Genomic DNA, 14,366 nt, shown 5'->3' with positions numbered 1-14,366 from the left:
TACCTGAGCCGATCCGGGAGCCGCTTTCTGTCGTTTCTGCTTCGTCCATGGAAGGCGAAAAGCACAAAGCGGAGCTTCACGGACACTAGCAGCTATGGCCATTGAGGCAAATATGACGCAGGCCCTCATTGATCCCGTGAATCTTCCAGCCGTGGCGTGAGCTGATCAGACGCGCTATACACTGTGGCGATGCTGAGCAAAGGAATCGCCATGACCCACGACACCTTCTGGCTGGACGCGAGTGACCGCAGCCGCCTGTACGTCAACCGCTGGCTCCCGGCCACGCCATTGAAAGCGGTGATTCTGCTGGCCCATGGCATGGCCGAACACAGCGCTCGCTACGCGCGGCTCGCCGACACGTTTTGCGACAAAGACTATGGCGTGTACGCCCCGGATCTGCGCGGCCATGGTCGCACCGCCGACAACGGCACCCTTGGCCATTTCGCCGATGACGACGGCTGGTGCAAGGTCGTTGGCGATCTGGCCAGCCTCAACCAGCACATCGGCCAGCAACATCCCGGCGTGCCGATCATCCTGCTCGGCCACAGCATGGGCAGCTACATCGCCCAAGGCTATTTGTTGCACCACAGCGCCAGTCTGCACGGGGCGATTCTCAGCGGCTCGAATTTCCAGCCGGTGGCCCTCTATCGCATCGCGCGGCAAATAGCCCGGCTGGAAAAACTGCGCCAGGGCGGCAAGGGCCGCAGTGCGTTGATCGAGTGGCTGTCGTTCGGCTCGTTCAACAATAAATTCAAACCGGTGCGCACCCGTTTCGACTGGCTGAGCCGCGATCCGGCCGAGGTCGACAAATACGCCGCCGACCCGTTATGCGGCTTTCGCTGCACCAATCAGCTGTGGGTCGACCTGCTCGGCGGCTTGCAGCAAATCAGCAAAGCGTCCAATCTCGCGCAGATCGATCCGGGCCTGCCGCTGCTGGTGATTGGTGGCGAATGTGATCCGGTGAGCGAGGGCAAGCGTCTGACAGATCTGGCCAATGCCTTGCGCAGGGCCGGCAGCCAGCATCTGCAACTGAAGATCTACCCGCAGGCCCGGCACGAATTGTTCAATGAAAGCAATCGCGACGAAGTGACCACCGATGTGCTCGCCTGGATCGACCAAGCCCTGAGCCACCGGCGCCCGCAGCGCAGCGAATAATTTTTTGTGGATTGACTGAAATCCGTCACAGGAATCGAAACCGATGACCCAGGTTACCAACATCCCTTACGAAGCCCTCGAAGTCGGCCAGACCGCCAGCTACAGCAAGACTGTCGAAGAGCGCGACATTCAGCTGTTCGCCGCGATGTCAGGCGACCACAACCCGGTGCATCTGGACGCCGAGTTTGCCGCCGCCAGCATGTTCAAGGAACGCATCGCCCACGGCATGTTCAGCGGTGCGCTGATCAGCGCCGCCGTTGCATGCGAATTGCCTGGGCCGGGCACCATTTATATCGGTCAGCAGATGAGCTTTCAGAAGCCGGTGAAGATCGGCGACACGCTGACAGTGCGCCTGGAGATTCTGGAGAAACTGCCGAAATTCCGCGTGCGCATTGCCACTCGCGTGTTCAATCAGCGTGATGAGTTGGTGGTGGATGGTGAAGCGGAAATTCTCGCGCCGCGCAAACAGCAGACGGTGACGTTGCCGACATTGCCGGCGATCAGTATCGGCTGATGGATTGCAGGGTGTCAGGTAGATTGCTGCCCCCTCACCCCAACCCTCTCCCCCACGGGGGCGAGGGGGAAAGGGAGCCGATCTGCGCCGGATTCAAATCCTGAGTTCGACTCGATCATTCAGGTCGATGTTTAGCGAAAGACACCTCGGTCAGTCCCCTCTCCCTCCGGGAGAGGGCTAGGGTGAGGGGCTTTTCCTGCGGGCACAAAAAAACGCCAGACAAGCTGGCGTTTTTTATCAGCCGACTAACTCTTACGATTTGGCACGAGCCTGGTTACGCAGGGCTTTGACCTGGTCGTGGTTGCGCTGTACGCCGTGGTACTGACGCTCAACCAAGTCACGGATGCCAACCAGATTGTGCTTGGTGATTTTCTCGAGGGCTTCTTTGTAGGCCTTCAGTGCGTGGTCTTCACCGCGCTCTGCTTCGTTCAGCACAGCCTCTTCGTCTTTACCGGTGAACATGGATTTGACGTCGACCCAGCGACGGTGCAGATCACCGGCAACGCTGGTCGAGGTTTCCGGATCGCCGCCCAGCGAACGTACCTGAGCCTGCAGCTCGGCTGCTGCGGTGGCGCAATCAGCGGAGCGAGTCACGAACAGGGTTTTCAGTTCTGGGTGCTTGATGTCTTCAGCGCAAGTCTTGAACCCTTCCTGACCGTCCTTGCAGGTTTCAATCAGGTCGTTGAGTACAGAAATGGCTTCTTTTTTCATATCGGTCATTTTTCAATTCCTTGCGATGGGTTGAAGATGCAAGGGATATTGCAGTGTGCGTGCCAGCTTTTTGATCGGACAAAAATCCTTTATTTTCAACAAATTACGAAAGATTGAACCATCTGTATGCTGGTTTTTTGCATGATCTGTCATTTGGCCTGCATGCAGAATGCCTGTATTTTCCAGGCTGTGATGTGAATCGATGAAGCGTGCTGATGAATCCGGAAAAACTCGAACTGCTGATTACCCGCGAAATGCCCTTCGGCAAGTACAAAGGCCGAATCATTGCCGACCTGCCCGGCCCCTATCTGAACTGGTTCGCCCGTGAAGGCTTTCCCCACGGTGAACTCGGTGGCCTGCTGGCGCTGATGCAGGAGATCGACCACAACGGCCTGTCCGACCTGCTCGAGCCGCTGCGCGCCAAACACGGCAAACCCGCCCCGCGCCACTGACGCGCCCTTCCCTCTTGAGCCTTGCCGACAATGCCTGACAACACCCGCCGCGCCCGTGACGAAGCCTTCTGGCAGACATTCGCCGACCGATACGATGTGCAGCCCGGCCCGGTCAACCTGGAAAACGGTTACTTCGGGCGCATGTCGCGCACAGTGATCGAGGAATACCAGCGCAACATCGAGCTGATCAACGCCAGCAACTCGATTTATGCACGCCAGCGCTTTGAACAGCACGACAACCTTGAGATCCGCGCGCAACTGGCCGAACTGATTGGCGTCCGCGCGCAAAGCGTGGCCCTGACCCGCAATGCCACCGAAGGCCTGCAATCGCTGATCCGCAATTACAATCGTCTGCAACCGGGTGATCAGGTACTGATCTGCGACCTCGAGTACGACACGGTCAAAGGCGCCATGCGCTGGCTGGCGAAATACCGTGGCGTGGAGGTCATCGAAATTGCCCACCACCATCCGGCCAGTTTCGACAGCCTGCTCGAAACCTACCGCGAGGCGTTCGTCCGCCATCCAAAACTCAAACTGATGGCCCTGACCCACGTCACCCATCGCACCGGTCTGGTCATGCCGGTGCAGGCCATCGCCGCATTGGCCAAAGAGCATGGCGTCGACATCATCCTCGACGGTGCCCACGCCCTCGGCCAGATTGAATTCGACCTGCAAGCGTTGGGCATCGCTTTCGCCGGTTACAACCTGCACAAATGGATCGGCGCACCGCTGACCCTCGGCTTTATCTATATCGCCCCGCAGCGTCTGGCCGACATCGATCCGGACATGGGCGAGATGCATTACCCGGTCAGCGATATTCGCGCGCGGACCTCGTACAGCACGCCGAACATCCCGGCACTGATGACCTTGCCGCTGGTGTTCGAAGAGCACGACGCGCTCGGCGGCGCCGCAGCCAAAAGCCCACGCCTGAGTTACCTGCGCAACCTGTGGGTCAGCCGGGTCCGGCACCTGCCGGGCATCGAGGTGCTGACGCCGGACGACCCGCAACTGTATTGCGGGATCACCGCGCTGCGCTTCACCCGGCATGCCGATCAGCAGGCCATGGCCGAGCGTCTGCTCAGAGAGTTCAACCTGTTCACCGTGGTGCGCACCGGCGCCGCGTGCGGGCCGTGTATTCGCATTACCCCGGGGCTGACCACCACGGCTGGCGAGATGGAGCAGCTGGTTCGGGCGCTGGACCAACTGCGCTAGAACGGCGCTCCGGAGTTTTTTTCGTAGCCTTCAAGGCCAAGCTGCGACGACACGGCGAAGGTGTCGATGCCGAGGGTCTGGCAGGCGAAAGCACCGTCTTCAAGATCGGCGCCGGCGATCGGCTGCAATACCAACTGCAAGGCCTCCTCGGCGGCACCTTCACAGCCGCAGCGCCCTGGGACGTGCAAGGTGCCGGCCCAGGCCTCGTGGTGAGCTTGCGCTCCTGCTTCGTCGCCGGGGATGAATACGTTCAGCTTCAGGCAAGCAGCGCCGTGCGCCGGCCGATCCGGATAGATACTGGTGAAACGGACGATGCCATGGCTGTCGGTCGATTGACTGCCGCCCAGGCTGGTGTCGCCATCGACACGCTGTTGAATGCGCACCAGCGCGCCGATGACCGGCTCGCTGGTCATCGCATCGACCAGCGACAGACGCAGGACCAGCGGCAAGCCTTGGACACCTTGGCTGATATTGCGCACTTGAGATTCAGCTGCGGGGCGGCCGAGGGGAAGTTGCTTCGGTTGATAACGGGATTGTGGCGTAAGGGTCAGAGACTGACGGTCGTCCATGAGGCGTTCTCTCTTCCATAAGATGGACGCAGATTAACCCCGTGAAAAAGTCAGCGTGCAGTAACTATGTATCGCCGCATGTATCGGCAGTTTTTTCAGCGCAAAAAAAAGGTGCGCCGACCAAGCGCACCATAAAGCCGTAAAGCACACAACGAAGTGTCGGGTAACAATCAGTCCAGCAGCGCCAGGGCCTCGGCGGTGCATTCCTGAATGCGGGCCCAGTCGCCGTTCTTGATCCACTCCGGATCAAGCATCCAGCTACCGCCCACGCACATGACGTTTTTCAGCGCCATGTAGCTCTTGATATTGGCCGGGCCGACGCCGCCAGTCGGGCAGAATTTCACTTCGCCGAACGGCCCGCCGAGCGCCTTGATTGCCGCCACGCCACCGCTGACTTCCGCCGGGAACAGCTTGAAGCGGCGATAGCCCAGACCGTAGCCTTCCATGATCCCCGAGGCGTTGCTGATGCCCGGCAACAGCGGAATCGGGCTGTCGACGCTGGCTTCGAGCAGGTCGCGGGTGATGCCCGGGGTGACGATGAACTGCGAGCCTGCCGCTTCCGCCGCCGCTAGCATGTTGCGGTCAAGCACGGTGCCGGCACCGGTCATCAGTTCCGGGCGCTGTTCGCGCAGGATCTGAATGGCCTTGAGGCCGAACTGCGAACGCAGGGTCACTTCCAGCGCAGTCAGGCCACCGGCGGCGAGGGCGTCGGCCAGCGGCAGCACGTCCTGTTCGCGAGCGATGGTGATCACCGGCAGGATCCGCGCCTTGGCGCAGAGACTGTCGATCAGGGCAACTTTGTCCGCCATGGAAACGGTCGGGGATGGGGTTGTCATAGCGGCTGTTCCTTGGCTCATGGGCACCAGTAAATCTCTAACGTAGGTTGCAGAAACGCGCGCACCGGCATGGCCGCGACGTCATCGGATGCCAGCGCGGCATTCAGGGTGGTCAGTTTCGATTGACCGGAAATCGACAGAATCTTGTGCCGCGCCGAGGCCAGCAGCGCGCGGCTCATGGTCAAGCGCTGACGTGGCACGCTTGGCGCCAGCATCGGCCAGCAACGGCGCGTGCCATCGGCTTGCAGGGCTTCGGCGAGGTGCGGGCTGTCGGGGAACAGCGATGCGGTGTGGCCGTCATCGCCCATGCCCAATACCAGCACGTCGATCGGCGGCAGTTCGCCGAGCAGACGATCAGCCTGTTCAGCAGCCTGCTCGACGTTGGCCGCCGCGCTGTAGAGGCTGAGGAACTGCGCCTTGCCTGCCGGGCCTTTGAGCAGATACTGCTTGAGCAGGCCGGCATTGCTGTCGGCATGTTCCACCGGCACCCAGCGTTCGTCGGCCAGGGTCACAACGACCTTCGACCAGTCCAGCTCCTGCTTGGCCAAGTGCTGGAAAAACGCGACCGGGCTGCGCCCGCCGGACACCACCAGCACCGCGTTGCCGCGTGCCGCAATGGCGTCGCTCAGTTGATTGGCAACGTTCAGCGCCAGGCCTTCAGCCAGCAGCACCGGGCTGTTGAATTCGCGGGCAGTCACACCCGTCGGCAGTTGCACATCAGATATCGCCATACCACGACCTCCCGTCCCGCGTGATCAAAGCAATGGAGCTCATCGGCCCCCACGACCCGGCCGCATAAGGCTTGGGCGCGTCACCGGACTTTTTCCACCCGGCGATCAGTTGGTCACACCACTTCCACGCGGCTTCGATTTCATCTTTACGGACAAACAGGTTCTGATTGCCGTTCATCACTTCCAGCAACAACCGCTCGTAGGCATCGGGGATCCGCGCGCTACGCCAGGTGTCGGAGAAATTCAGTTGCAGCGGGCCGCTGCGCAGTTGCATGCCCTTGTCCAGGCCCTGCTCTTTGGTCATCACGCGTAAGGAAATGCCTTCGTCCGGTTGCAGGCGGATGATCAGTTTGTTGCTGATCTGCAGACGCTGCTCCGGGGCGAAGATGTAGTGCGACGGTTCCTTGAAGTGGATGACGATCTGCGACAGCTTCTGCGGCATGCGCTTGCCGGTACGCAGGTAGAACGGCACGCCGGCCCAGCGCCAGTTGCGGATGTCGGCACGCAGGGCGACGAAGGTTTCGGTGTCACTCTGGGTATTGGAATTCGGTTCTTCGAGGTAACCCGGAACGGATTTGCCTTCGCTGTGGCCAGCAATGTACTGACCGCGCACCACTTGTGTGGTCAGGCCTTCCGGACTGATCGGCGCCAGAGCCTTGAGCACTTTTACCTTTTCGTCACGGATGCTGTCGGCGGACAGGTCGGCCGGCGGGTCCATGGCGATCAGGCAGAGCAGCTGCAACAGGTGATTCTGGATCATGTCGCGCAGCTGGCCGGCCTTGTCGAAATAGCCCCAACGGCCTTCGATGCCGACCTTCTCGGCCACGGTGATTTCCACGTGGGAGATGTAATTCTGGTTCCACTGGGTTTCGAACAGGCTGTTGGCGAAACGCAGGGCGATCAGGTTCTGAACGGTCTCTTTGCCCAGGTAGTGGTCGATGCGGTAGGTGCGGTCTTCCGGGAAAAACTGCGCGACGGCGTCGTTGACCTTGCGCGACGACTCCAGGTCAGAGCCGATCGGTTTTTCCAGCACCACTCGGGTGTTTTCGGCCAGACCGACTTTCTCGAGGTTCTCGCAGATAGCGCCGTACACCGCCGCCGGGGTGGCGAAGTAGGCAATCATGCGCTGGCTGCTGCCGGCCAGTTCCGCCAGCGCCACGTAATCCTCAGCCTTGAGGAAGTCGACGTGCAGATAGGTCAGGCGCGCGAGGAAGCGCTCGGCCACGGTTTCGTTCAGCTCTTTGCCGACATAACGGCGCAATTCGGCGGCGATGAACGCCATGTGCTGCTGCTCGCTGCCGGGCTCACGGGCCAGCGCGATGATGCGCGTGTCCTCGTGCAGCAGGTCGGCACCGTCAAGGTGATACAGGGCAGGAAACAGCTTGCGCAGGGCCAGATCGCCAAGCGCGCCGAACAAGGCAAAGGTGCACGGTTCAACCGTAATGGAAGGCATGATGTTTGTTCTTTTATCAAGTTAAGCTACAAATACCTTTTTTCAAGGCATCACTCAAGGGAAAATGTAGTAATAACCACAACATTTTCGCAGAATACTCAATCCGAGTGGTGGTCGCCCGGACGCATCAGTAGGATAGGCCACCGTCACGGGCCATATCAAAGGCCCAATTTGCATAGCCCGACGCAACTCTGCGTCGGTGAATCAGGAATTCCATATGGACCGCGTGCGAAATTTACTGGAACAGATCCAGAGTCGCCTTGAAGAGCTGAACAAGGCCGAACGTAAGGTCGCCGAGGTGATTCTGCTCAATCCGCAGCAGGCCACCCGCTTCAGCATCGCCGCCCTCGCCCAGGCCGCCTCGGTAAGCGAACCGACGGTCAACCGTTTCTGCCGTTCGTTCGGTGTCAGCGGCTACCCCGAACTCAAGCTGCAATTGGCCCAGAGCCTGGCCAGTGGTGCGGCGTATGTCAGCCGCGCGGTCGAGGCCGATGACAATCCCGAGGCGTACACGCAGAAGATTTTCGGCAGCGCCATCGCCTCCCTGGACAGCGCTTGCCAGGCGCTCGACCCGAACCTGATCAGCCGCGCCGTCGACCTGTTGATCCAGGCTCGGCAGATCCACTTCTTCGGCCTCGGCGCTTCGGCCCCGGTGGCGCTGGATGCGCAGCACAAGTTCTTCCGCTTCAACCTCGCTGTCACTGCTCACGCCGATGTGCTGATGCAGCGGATGATTGCCTCGGTGGCGCACACCGGCGAGCTGTTCGTGATCATTTCCTACACCGGGCGTACCCGCGAACTGGTGGAAGTGGCGCGAATCGCCCGGGAGAACGGCGCTTCGGTTTTGGGCCTGACAGCGGAGAATTCACCGCTGGCCAAGGCCAGTACTTTGAGCCTGAACATTCCGCTGCCGGAAGACACCGACATTTATATGCCGATGACCTCGCGGATCATTCAGTTGACCGTGCTGGATGTGCTGGCAACGGGAATGACCTTGCGCCGTGGCGTGGATTTCCAGCCGCATCTGCGCAAGATCAAAGAGAGCTTGAATGCGAGCCGGTATCCGGTTGGGGATGAATTCAACTAAAGATCAAAAGCCCCCTCACCCCAGCCCTCTCCCGGAGGGAGAGGGAGCCGACCGAGGTGTCTTGCGCGGTACATCGACCTGAAATATCCAGTCGATTATGGATTCAGAACTGCACTTTCACGTCGGCGTAATTCTTGAGCATCCCCCATTCGGTCCCCTCTTCCTCTGGGAGAGGGCTAGGGTGAGGGTATCGGTGTACTTGACGCACTAAGCCGCCGCCCACGCCTGCAAACTCAAATGCGCCTTCTCCCCCGGCGCCAGGTGCAGGCTGTCCGTGCCGCCCGCCGCTGCTTCCACGCAGACGAATTCGGAAATCTCGTCCCAACTTACCCCCAGTAACGGCCGCGCGCCGGGATGCCAGACGACGGTGTCGCCGCTGTCACCGGTATCGATGCACAACTCGCGCTGCCAAGCGTGATCCTTGAGCTGCAATTCGCCGTCATGCTGGAACACCCGCTGACAGCCGCCATCGACCCGCAACTCGCCTTCCTGCTGGCAAACCTGACGATTCAACTGGTCATAACCCTGAGCGCCTTCGAGCCCAGACAGCGCTATCTCACCAACATCGCCTATACGCCAGTAAGCGTGCAAAGCCTGGCTCAACTGGCACGGCATGTCGTCCTGATGCTCGGTGCTCAGGCGTAATTCCATGCGTTCGCCCAGGTGCGCGTGCAGGTCGACCTGCCAATCGCACAACTGCAATTGCCAGTGCAGGCGCACGCCGTCTTCGGCGCTGCTGCTGTCGAGCAGTTTCCAGTCGAGCAGTCGCGCCCAACCATGGGACGGCCAGGCGTTTTCGCTCGGATGACGGCCATACCACGGCCAGCACACCGGCACGCCACCGCGAATCGCGCCGACATGCGGCCACTTCGCCGCGCACCACAACCACGGCTTCTGCCCACGCGGCTGAAAGTGCAGCAACTGCGCACCCTGCCGACTGAACACCGCCTGACACAGCGGATGATCGATCACCAACACGTCGCGCATCTGATAGCGCTCCCAGGCGAACACCGGTCGCTCGCGCAGGGATTTGAAGAAGCGTTGCAGCGGATGCTCAGGCATTGGCTACGGTTCCGAATCAACTTTCATGGGCGGCGCGAACCCTCCAAAAAAAAGCGGACAGCCTGGGCTGTCCGCAAAATGCGCACATAGAGAGGAGCTTATCGCAGACGCGTTAGAACGTTGACTGAATTTTCAGGCCAGCGACCAAAGCGTTATCGACTTCATCCACACCGCCCGGATGGGTGATGTATTGCAGGTTGGGACGCACGGTCAGCCAGTTGGTGACATGGATGCCGTAGTTGAGCTCGTAGTTGTACTCGGTCTCACGAATCGGCGAGAACGCGGCGTTGTCGTAGTCGGACACACCGTTGGCAGCGTTCAGCAGTTCAGCGTTGCGCTTGACATCCTTGTTGACGTGGATACGCGCCGCGCCGATACCGATGTCATCTTTCGGACGCGCATCGAACGGGCCTTTGTAGACAAACATCACCGACTGGTAGTTGTCGATGAAGTTGGTGTCCTTGTCGTGGAAAGTCGCGTTGGCAGCGATGTTCAGACCGCGAGTCGCATCACCGTTGTGGCTGGTGAGTTGCTGTTGCGCAACGAACCAGTAACCGCTTTTGCTGTTGTGCGACTTGTAGTCATCACCGGTGGTTCCCGCATCGAGACCGTTGACGTCTTCGCGAACGTCGTCGGCATCGGCCGTGCTCTTGTAGTAACCGACGCGGTATTCGCCCGGCAGGCTGTTGACCTTCGGCGACCAGACCAACTCAACCGGCAGCACGGTACCTTTGGTGCCGCTGCCGCTGAGCTTGAAGCCGTTACCGTGTTCCAGTTGCGACGGGTTCTGGTTGTACGCACCGATCTGCGCGTAGAGCTCGTCGTTGATGTTGTACTTCACACGGATCGCGGCCTGGCTGACGGGCCAGTTGTACCAGATGTTGGTCGCCCAGTTACCCACTTGCGAACCGCAGAACGCCAGGTTCTGGAAGTCGCACGGGAAGGTGTTGAAGTCTTCGCCTTCGCCGAAGTAACCGGCCTTGACGTCGAGCTTGTTGTCGAAGAACTGGTGCTGGATCCACAACTGGGTCAGACGCACCATGTGGCCACGGCCGTAGACTTCCTGCGAGGAGCTGAGGGTGCCGGCACGCGGATCGCCAACGCGGTCGTTGGAGATGTTGTAGCCGTTACGATTGGTCAGCTGGATCTTCGCCTGGGTGTTGTCCCAGCCCCACAGCTTCTGCAGGTCGAGGGCCACGCCCAGACCGAACTGGTCGGCGTAACGCGCAGTCTTGTCGTCGTTGTAACCGCCGTTCAGGTTGGCGCCCATCTCGCCAACGTAGTCGGCCTTGATGTCGATACCCTGCTCGATCAGCTTGGTGCGCTCGCCGCCCCAGTCGCCGGTCATCCACTTGGAGTCGGAGCTGAACGCATCCGCCGCCATCGCATTACCGGCCAGCACCAGTGCAGCTGCCGCAGAAACCTGGCAGATCAACCGGGCATTGACGTGTTTCTTTTTCATCCCTACATCCTCGTCTTTATTGTTATTAACTGTTTTTATCTAACGCGGTTTACATAAAGTGCAGTGCTCGACAGGCCGGGCACTGCTTGCCCCCTGTGGGAGCGAGCCTGCTCGCGAATGCGGTGTATCAGGCGACATCAATGCTGGATGTCAGACCGCTTTCGCGAGCAGGCTCGCTCCCACATTTTGTACTTCAGCGGCCTTTGAACTGCGCCACATTCGCCGACCGGGTCTCTGTCTGCACCTGGCCCGCAACGCCCAGACGCTCGCCGGTATTGGCGTCGAACAACAACACTTTCGATGGATCGAACTGCAGCGTCAGGCTTTCGCCCACCTGCGGTGCCACGTCCGGCGCCAGTCGGCAGCAGACCTTGGTGTCATTCAGATTGACGAACACCAACGTGTCCGGACCGGTCGGTTCGGTGACCTGCACTTCGGCGCGGATGCTCGGCAGACCATTGCCCTCGCCATTCGCCAAAACAATCTGCTCCGGGCGCAGGCCGAGGATTACTTCGCGATCTTCGAGGCCGGCGTCCTGCATGCTCATCGGCAATTCACAACGCGCCTGACCGCTGTCGAGCAGCGCCAGCAGGCGACCGTCCTTGCGCTGCAAGCGCAGGGGGATGAAGTTCATCGGTGGCGAACCGATGAAGCTTGCGACGAACAGGTTGGCCGGGTCGTTGTAGATGTCTTTCGGCGTGCCGAACTGCTGAATGATGCCGTCCTTCATCACCGCCACCTTGTCGCCCAGGGTCATCGCTTCGATCTGGTCGTGGGTCACGTAGACCGTGGTGGTTTTCAGACGCTGGTGCATCAGTTTCATTTCGGTACGCATCTCGACGCGCAGCTTGGCGTCGAGGTTCGACAGCGGTTCGTCGAACAGGTAGATCTTCGGCCGCCGCGCCAGTGCACGGCCCATCGCCACGCGCTGTTGCTGACCACCGGAGAGCTGGCCCGGTTTGCGATTGAGCAAGTGTTCGATCTGCAACAGCTTGGCCACGCGGGCGACTTCTTCGTCGATCGCCGCCTGCGGCATCTTGCGGATCTTCAGGCCGAACTCGATGTTCTCGCGCACGCTCATGGTCGGGTACAGCGCGTAGGACTGAAACACCATGGCGATGTCGCGATCCTTGGGGCTCATGCCGCTGACGTCCTGATCACCGATCATGATCGCGCCGCCGGTGATGGTTTCCAGACCGGCGATGCAGTTCATCAAGGTCGATTTGCCGCAGCCCGACGGGCCGACGAGGATCAGGAATTCACCGTCCTTGATCGACAGTTCGATGTTCTTCAGGGTGTCCGGCAGGCCGGCCCCGTAGGTCTTGTTTACGTTGCGAAGTTCAAGCGTAGCCATGATTACCCCTTGACCGCGCCGGCCGTCAGCCCGCGCACGAAATACTTGCCTGCGACCACATAGACCAGCAGGGTCGGCAGGCCGGCGATCATCGCCGCTGCCATATCCACGTTGTATTCCTTGGCGCCGGTGCTGGTGTTGACCAGGTTGTTCAGCGCCACGGTGATCGGTTGCGAATCACCGCTGGAGAACACCACACCGAACAGGAAGTCGTTCCAGATCTGGGTGAACTGCCAGATCAGGCAGACCATGATGATCGGCGTCGACATCGGCAGAATGATCCGGCGGAAAATCGTGAAGAAACCCGCGCCATCCAGACGCGCAGCCTTGACCAGCGCATCGGGAATGCTCACGTAGTAGTTGCGGAAGAACAGTGTGGTGAACGCCAGACCGTAAACCACGTGAACGAAGACCAGGCCGGTGGTGGTGCTCGCCAGGCCCATCTTGCCGAGGGTGAACGAGGCCGGCAGCAGCACGGTCTGGAACGGCAGGAAGCAGCCGAACAGCAGCAGACCGAAGAACAACTGCGAACCACGGAAGCGCCACATCGACAGCACGTAACCGTTCAACGCACCGATGGCGGTGGAGATGATTACGGCCGGTACGGTGATCTTGATCGAGTTCCAGAAGTAGCCGTCAACCGTGGCCCAGGCCTTGACCCAGCCGATGCCGCTGACCACGGTCGGCCAGCTCAGCAGGTTGCCGGTGCTGATGTCTTCCGGGGTCTTGAAGCTGGTCAGCAACATCACCACCAGCGGCACCAGATACAGAAACACCGCAAGGATCAGCACCGCGTAGATTGCGATGCGGCTCAAGCTGATAGCGGGTTTGGCAGCAAGACTAGTCATTACGCTTGGTCCTCAGCTCGGAGTACAGGTAAGGCACGATGATCGCGAGGATCGCACCGAGCATCAGAATCGCACTGGCCGAGCCCATGCCCATCTGGCCGCGACTGAAGGTGAAGGAATACATGAACATCGCTGGCAGGTCGGAGGAATAACCCGGACCACCGGCGGTCATTGCCGCAACCAGGTCGAAGCTCTTGATCGCGATGTGCGCGAGGATCATCACGGCACTGAAGAACACCGGCCGCAGGCTTGGCAGTACGACTTTCCAGTAGATGCGCGGCATGCTCGCGCCGTCGATCTGCGCGGCACGGATGATCGATTGATCGACGCCACGCAGGCCGGCGAGGAACATCGCCATGATGAAGCCCGAGGCTTGCCACACAGCGGCGATCACCAGGCAGTAGACCACGCGATCGGGGTCGATCAGCCAGTCCAGACGGAAGCCTTCCCAGCCCCAGTCACGCAACAATTTGTCCAGGCCCATGCCCGGGTTGAGCAGCCATTTCCATGCGGTACCGGTGACGATCATCGAGAGCGCCATCGGGTACAGGTAAATGGTGCGGATAAAGCCTTCGCGACGGATGCGCTGATCGAGGAACACCGCCAGCAACACACCGATCACCAAGGTGATACCAATGAACATGCCGCCGAACACGGCGAGGTTCTTGCTCGCCACCCACCAACGATCGTTGTCGAACAACCGCGCGTATTGCGCCAGACCGGCCCACTTGTAGTTGGGCAGGAAGGTCGAGGTGGTGAACGACAGAATGAACGTCCACAGGATGTAGCCATAGAAGCCCACCAGCACGATGAACATGCTCGGCGCCAGCACCAGTTTCGGTAGCCAGCGCTGCAATGCATCGAACGGCGAGGCCTTGCTGAACACAGCAACAGAACTCATGGGGAAATCCACAATAAGG

At 60.2% G+C, this 14,366-nt stretch carries 15 protein-coding genes; 5 read left to right on the top strand and 10 right to left on the bottom strand.

All coding sequences use genetic code 11. The features are described 5' to 3' along the window. The first annotated feature begins 210 nt into the window (after positions 1-210). Positions 211-1,155, top strand: a complete 945-nt coding sequence (locus tag CKW30_RS18065; protein WP_095181493.1) for an alpha/beta hydrolase — start codon at positions 211-213, stop codon at positions 1,153-1,155. Between the two features lie 43 nt (positions 1,156-1,198). Then, positions 1,199-1,669: a MaoC family dehydratase gene (locus tag CKW30_RS18060; protein WP_003227420.1), complete on the top strand. Its 471-nt coding sequence runs from the start codon at positions 1,199-1,201 to the stop codon at positions 1,667-1,669. Positions 1,670-1,921: 252 nt separating this feature from the next. On the opposite strand, the gene CKW30_RS18055 is transcribed toward CKW30_RS18060, so the two are convergent. After that, entirely contained in the window at positions 1,922-2,389 is a 468-nt protein-coding gene (locus CKW30_RS18055) for a PA2169 family four-helix-bundle protein (RefSeq protein WP_095181492.1), read from the bottom strand. Positions 2,390-2,595: 206 nt separating this feature from the next. Between CKW30_RS18055 and CKW30_RS18050 the strand changes: the two genes are divergently transcribed. Next, entirely contained in the window at positions 2,596-2,832 is a 237-nt protein-coding gene (locus CKW30_RS18050) for a DUF3820 family protein (protein WP_003227425.1), read from the top strand. 30 nt (positions 2,833-2,862) lie between these two features. Continuing rightward, complete coding sequence (locus CKW30_RS18045) at positions 2,863-4,044, top strand: aminotransferase class V-fold PLP-dependent enzyme (RefSeq protein WP_095181491.1); 1,182 nt, start codon at positions 2,863-2,865, stop codon at positions 4,042-4,044. Here CKW30_RS18045 and CKW30_RS18040 read toward each other — a convergent pair. The 4 genes from CKW30_RS18040 to zwf form a co-directional block, all read right to left on the bottom strand. Further along, positions 4,041-4,613, bottom strand: a complete 573-nt coding sequence (locus CKW30_RS18040; protein ID WP_095181490.1) for a hypothetical protein — start codon at positions 4,611-4,613, stop codon at positions 4,041-4,043. The genes CKW30_RS18045 and CKW30_RS18040 overlap by 4 nt on opposite strands. 170 nt (positions 4,614-4,783) lie before the next feature. Continuing rightward, on the bottom strand, positions 4,784-5,449 hold the full coding sequence (locus CKW30_RS18035) for a bifunctional 4-hydroxy-2-oxoglutarate aldolase/2-dehydro-3-deoxy-phosphogluconate aldolase (RefSeq protein WP_016773539.1): 666 nt from the start codon (positions 5,447-5,449) through the stop codon (positions 4,784-4,786). Positions 5,450-5,466: 17 nt separating this feature from the next. Continuing rightward, positions 5,467-6,180: a 6-phosphogluconolactonase gene (pgl, locus tag CKW30_RS18030; RefSeq protein ID WP_095181489.1), complete on the bottom strand. Its 714-nt coding sequence runs from the start codon at positions 6,178-6,180 to the stop codon at positions 5,467-5,469. Further along, complete coding sequence (zwf, locus tag CKW30_RS18025) at positions 6,167-7,633, bottom strand: glucose-6-phosphate dehydrogenase (RefSeq protein WP_016773537.1); 1,467 nt, start codon at positions 7,631-7,633, stop codon at positions 6,167-6,169. The genes pgl and zwf overlap by 14 nt, the downstream gene beginning before the upstream one ends. A 226-nt stretch (positions 7,634-7,859) precedes the next feature. Between zwf and CKW30_RS18020 the strand changes: the two genes are divergently transcribed. Beyond that, positions 7,860-8,720, top strand: coding sequence for a MurR/RpiR family transcriptional regulator (locus CKW30_RS18020; protein ID WP_169842436.1), 861 nt, complete (start codon positions 7,860-7,862; stop codon positions 8,718-8,720). Between the two features lie 207 nt (positions 8,721-8,927). Here the strand turns inward: CKW30_RS18020 and CKW30_RS18015 are convergent, their stop codons facing one another. The 5 genes from CKW30_RS18015 to CKW30_RS17995 form a co-directional block, all read right to left on the bottom strand. Continuing rightward, the gene (locus CKW30_RS18015) at positions 8,928-9,782 is read right to left on the bottom strand and encodes a D-hexose-6-phosphate mutarotase (RefSeq protein WP_095181488.1); all 855 of its coding nucleotides are present in this window, start codon (positions 9,780-9,782) and stop codon (positions 8,928-8,930) included. 112 nt (positions 9,783-9,894) lie between these two features. Beyond that, the gene (locus CKW30_RS18010; RefSeq protein ID WP_095181487.1) at positions 9,895-11,244 is read right to left on the bottom strand and encodes a carbohydrate porin; all 1,350 of its coding nucleotides are present in this window, start codon (positions 11,242-11,244) and stop codon (positions 9,895-9,897) included. Between the two features lie 193 nt (positions 11,245-11,437). Next, positions 11,438-12,598 (bottom strand): ABC transporter ATP-binding protein, encoded by a 1,161-nt coding sequence (locus CKW30_RS18005; protein WP_041479770.1) that lies wholly within the window; start codon positions 12,596-12,598, stop codon positions 11,438-11,440. Between the two features lie 2 nt (positions 12,599-12,600). Next, on the bottom strand, positions 12,601-13,446 hold the full coding sequence (locus CKW30_RS18000) for a carbohydrate ABC transporter permease (RefSeq protein ID WP_039758116.1): 846 nt from the start codon (positions 13,444-13,446) through the stop codon (positions 12,601-12,603). Continuing rightward, the gene (locus CKW30_RS17995; RefSeq protein WP_042607263.1) at positions 13,439-14,347 is read right to left on the bottom strand and encodes a carbohydrate ABC transporter permease; all 909 of its coding nucleotides are present in this window, start codon (positions 14,345-14,347) and stop codon (positions 13,439-13,441) included. Before CKW30_RS17995 ends, CKW30_RS18000 begins: the two co-directional genes overlap by 8 nt. Positions 14,348-14,366 lie beyond the last annotated feature (19 nt).

The sequence above is a fragment of the Pseudomonas sp. Irchel 3F6 genome (genome assembly GCF_900187595.1).
Lineage (GTDB): Bacteria > Pseudomonadota > Gammaproteobacteria > Pseudomonadales > Pseudomonadaceae > Aquipseudomonas > Aquipseudomonas siliginis.
Note: the sequence above shows the minus strand (reverse complement) of the source record. Positions and strands in the feature narration are given on the sequence as shown.

Bases quoted from the DNA above. Each gene is read 5' to 3' on its own strand.
- CKW30_RS18065 (WP_095181493.1), top strand. From the start codon at position 211: ATGACCCACGACACCTTCTGGCTGGACGCGAGTGACCGCAGCCGCCTG.
- CKW30_RS18060 (WP_003227420.1), top strand. From the start codon at position 1,199: ATGACCCAGGTTACCAACATCCCTTACGAAGCCCTCGAAGTCGGCCAG.
- CKW30_RS18055 (WP_095181492.1), bottom strand. From the start codon at position 2,389: ATGACCGATATGAAAAAAGAAGCCATTTCTGTACTCAACGACCTGATT.
- CKW30_RS18050 (WP_003227425.1), top strand. From the start codon at position 2,596: ATGAATCCGGAAAAACTCGAACTGCTGATTACCCGCGAAATGCCCTTC.
- CKW30_RS18045 (WP_095181491.1), top strand. From the start codon at position 2,863: ATGCCTGACAACACCCGCCGCGCCCGTGACGAAGCCTTCTGGCAGACA.
- CKW30_RS18040 (WP_095181490.1), bottom strand. From the start codon at position 4,613: ATGGACGACCGTCAGTCTCTGACCCTTACGCCACAATCCCGTTATCAA.
- CKW30_RS18035 (WP_016773539.1), bottom strand. From the start codon at position 5,449: ATGACAACCCCATCCCCGACCGTTTCCATGGCGGACAAAGTTGCCCTG.
- pgl (WP_095181489.1), bottom strand. From the start codon at position 6,180: ATGGCGATATCTGATGTGCAACTGCCGACGGGTGTGACTGCCCGCGAA.
- zwf (WP_016773537.1), bottom strand. From the start codon at position 7,633: ATGCCTTCCATTACGGTTGAACCGTGCACCTTTGCCTTGTTCGGCGCG.
- CKW30_RS18015 (WP_095181488.1), bottom strand. From the start codon at position 9,782: ATGCCTGAGCATCCGCTGCAACGCTTCTTCAAATCCCTGCGCGAGCGA.
- CKW30_RS18010 (WP_095181487.1), bottom strand. From the start codon at position 11,244: ATGAAAAAGAAACACGTCAATGCCCGGTTGATCTGCCAGGTTTCTGCG.
- CKW30_RS18005 (WP_041479770.1), bottom strand. From the start codon at position 12,598: ATGGCTACGCTTGAACTTCGCAACGTAAACAAGACCTACGGGGCCGGC.
- CKW30_RS18000 (WP_039758116.1), bottom strand. From the start codon at position 13,446: ATGACTAGTCTTGCTGCCAAACCCGCTATCAGCTTGAGCCGCATCGCA.
- CKW30_RS17995 (WP_042607263.1), bottom strand. From the start codon at position 14,347: ATGAGTTCTGTTGCTGTGTTCAGCAAGGCCTCGCCGTTCGATGCATTG.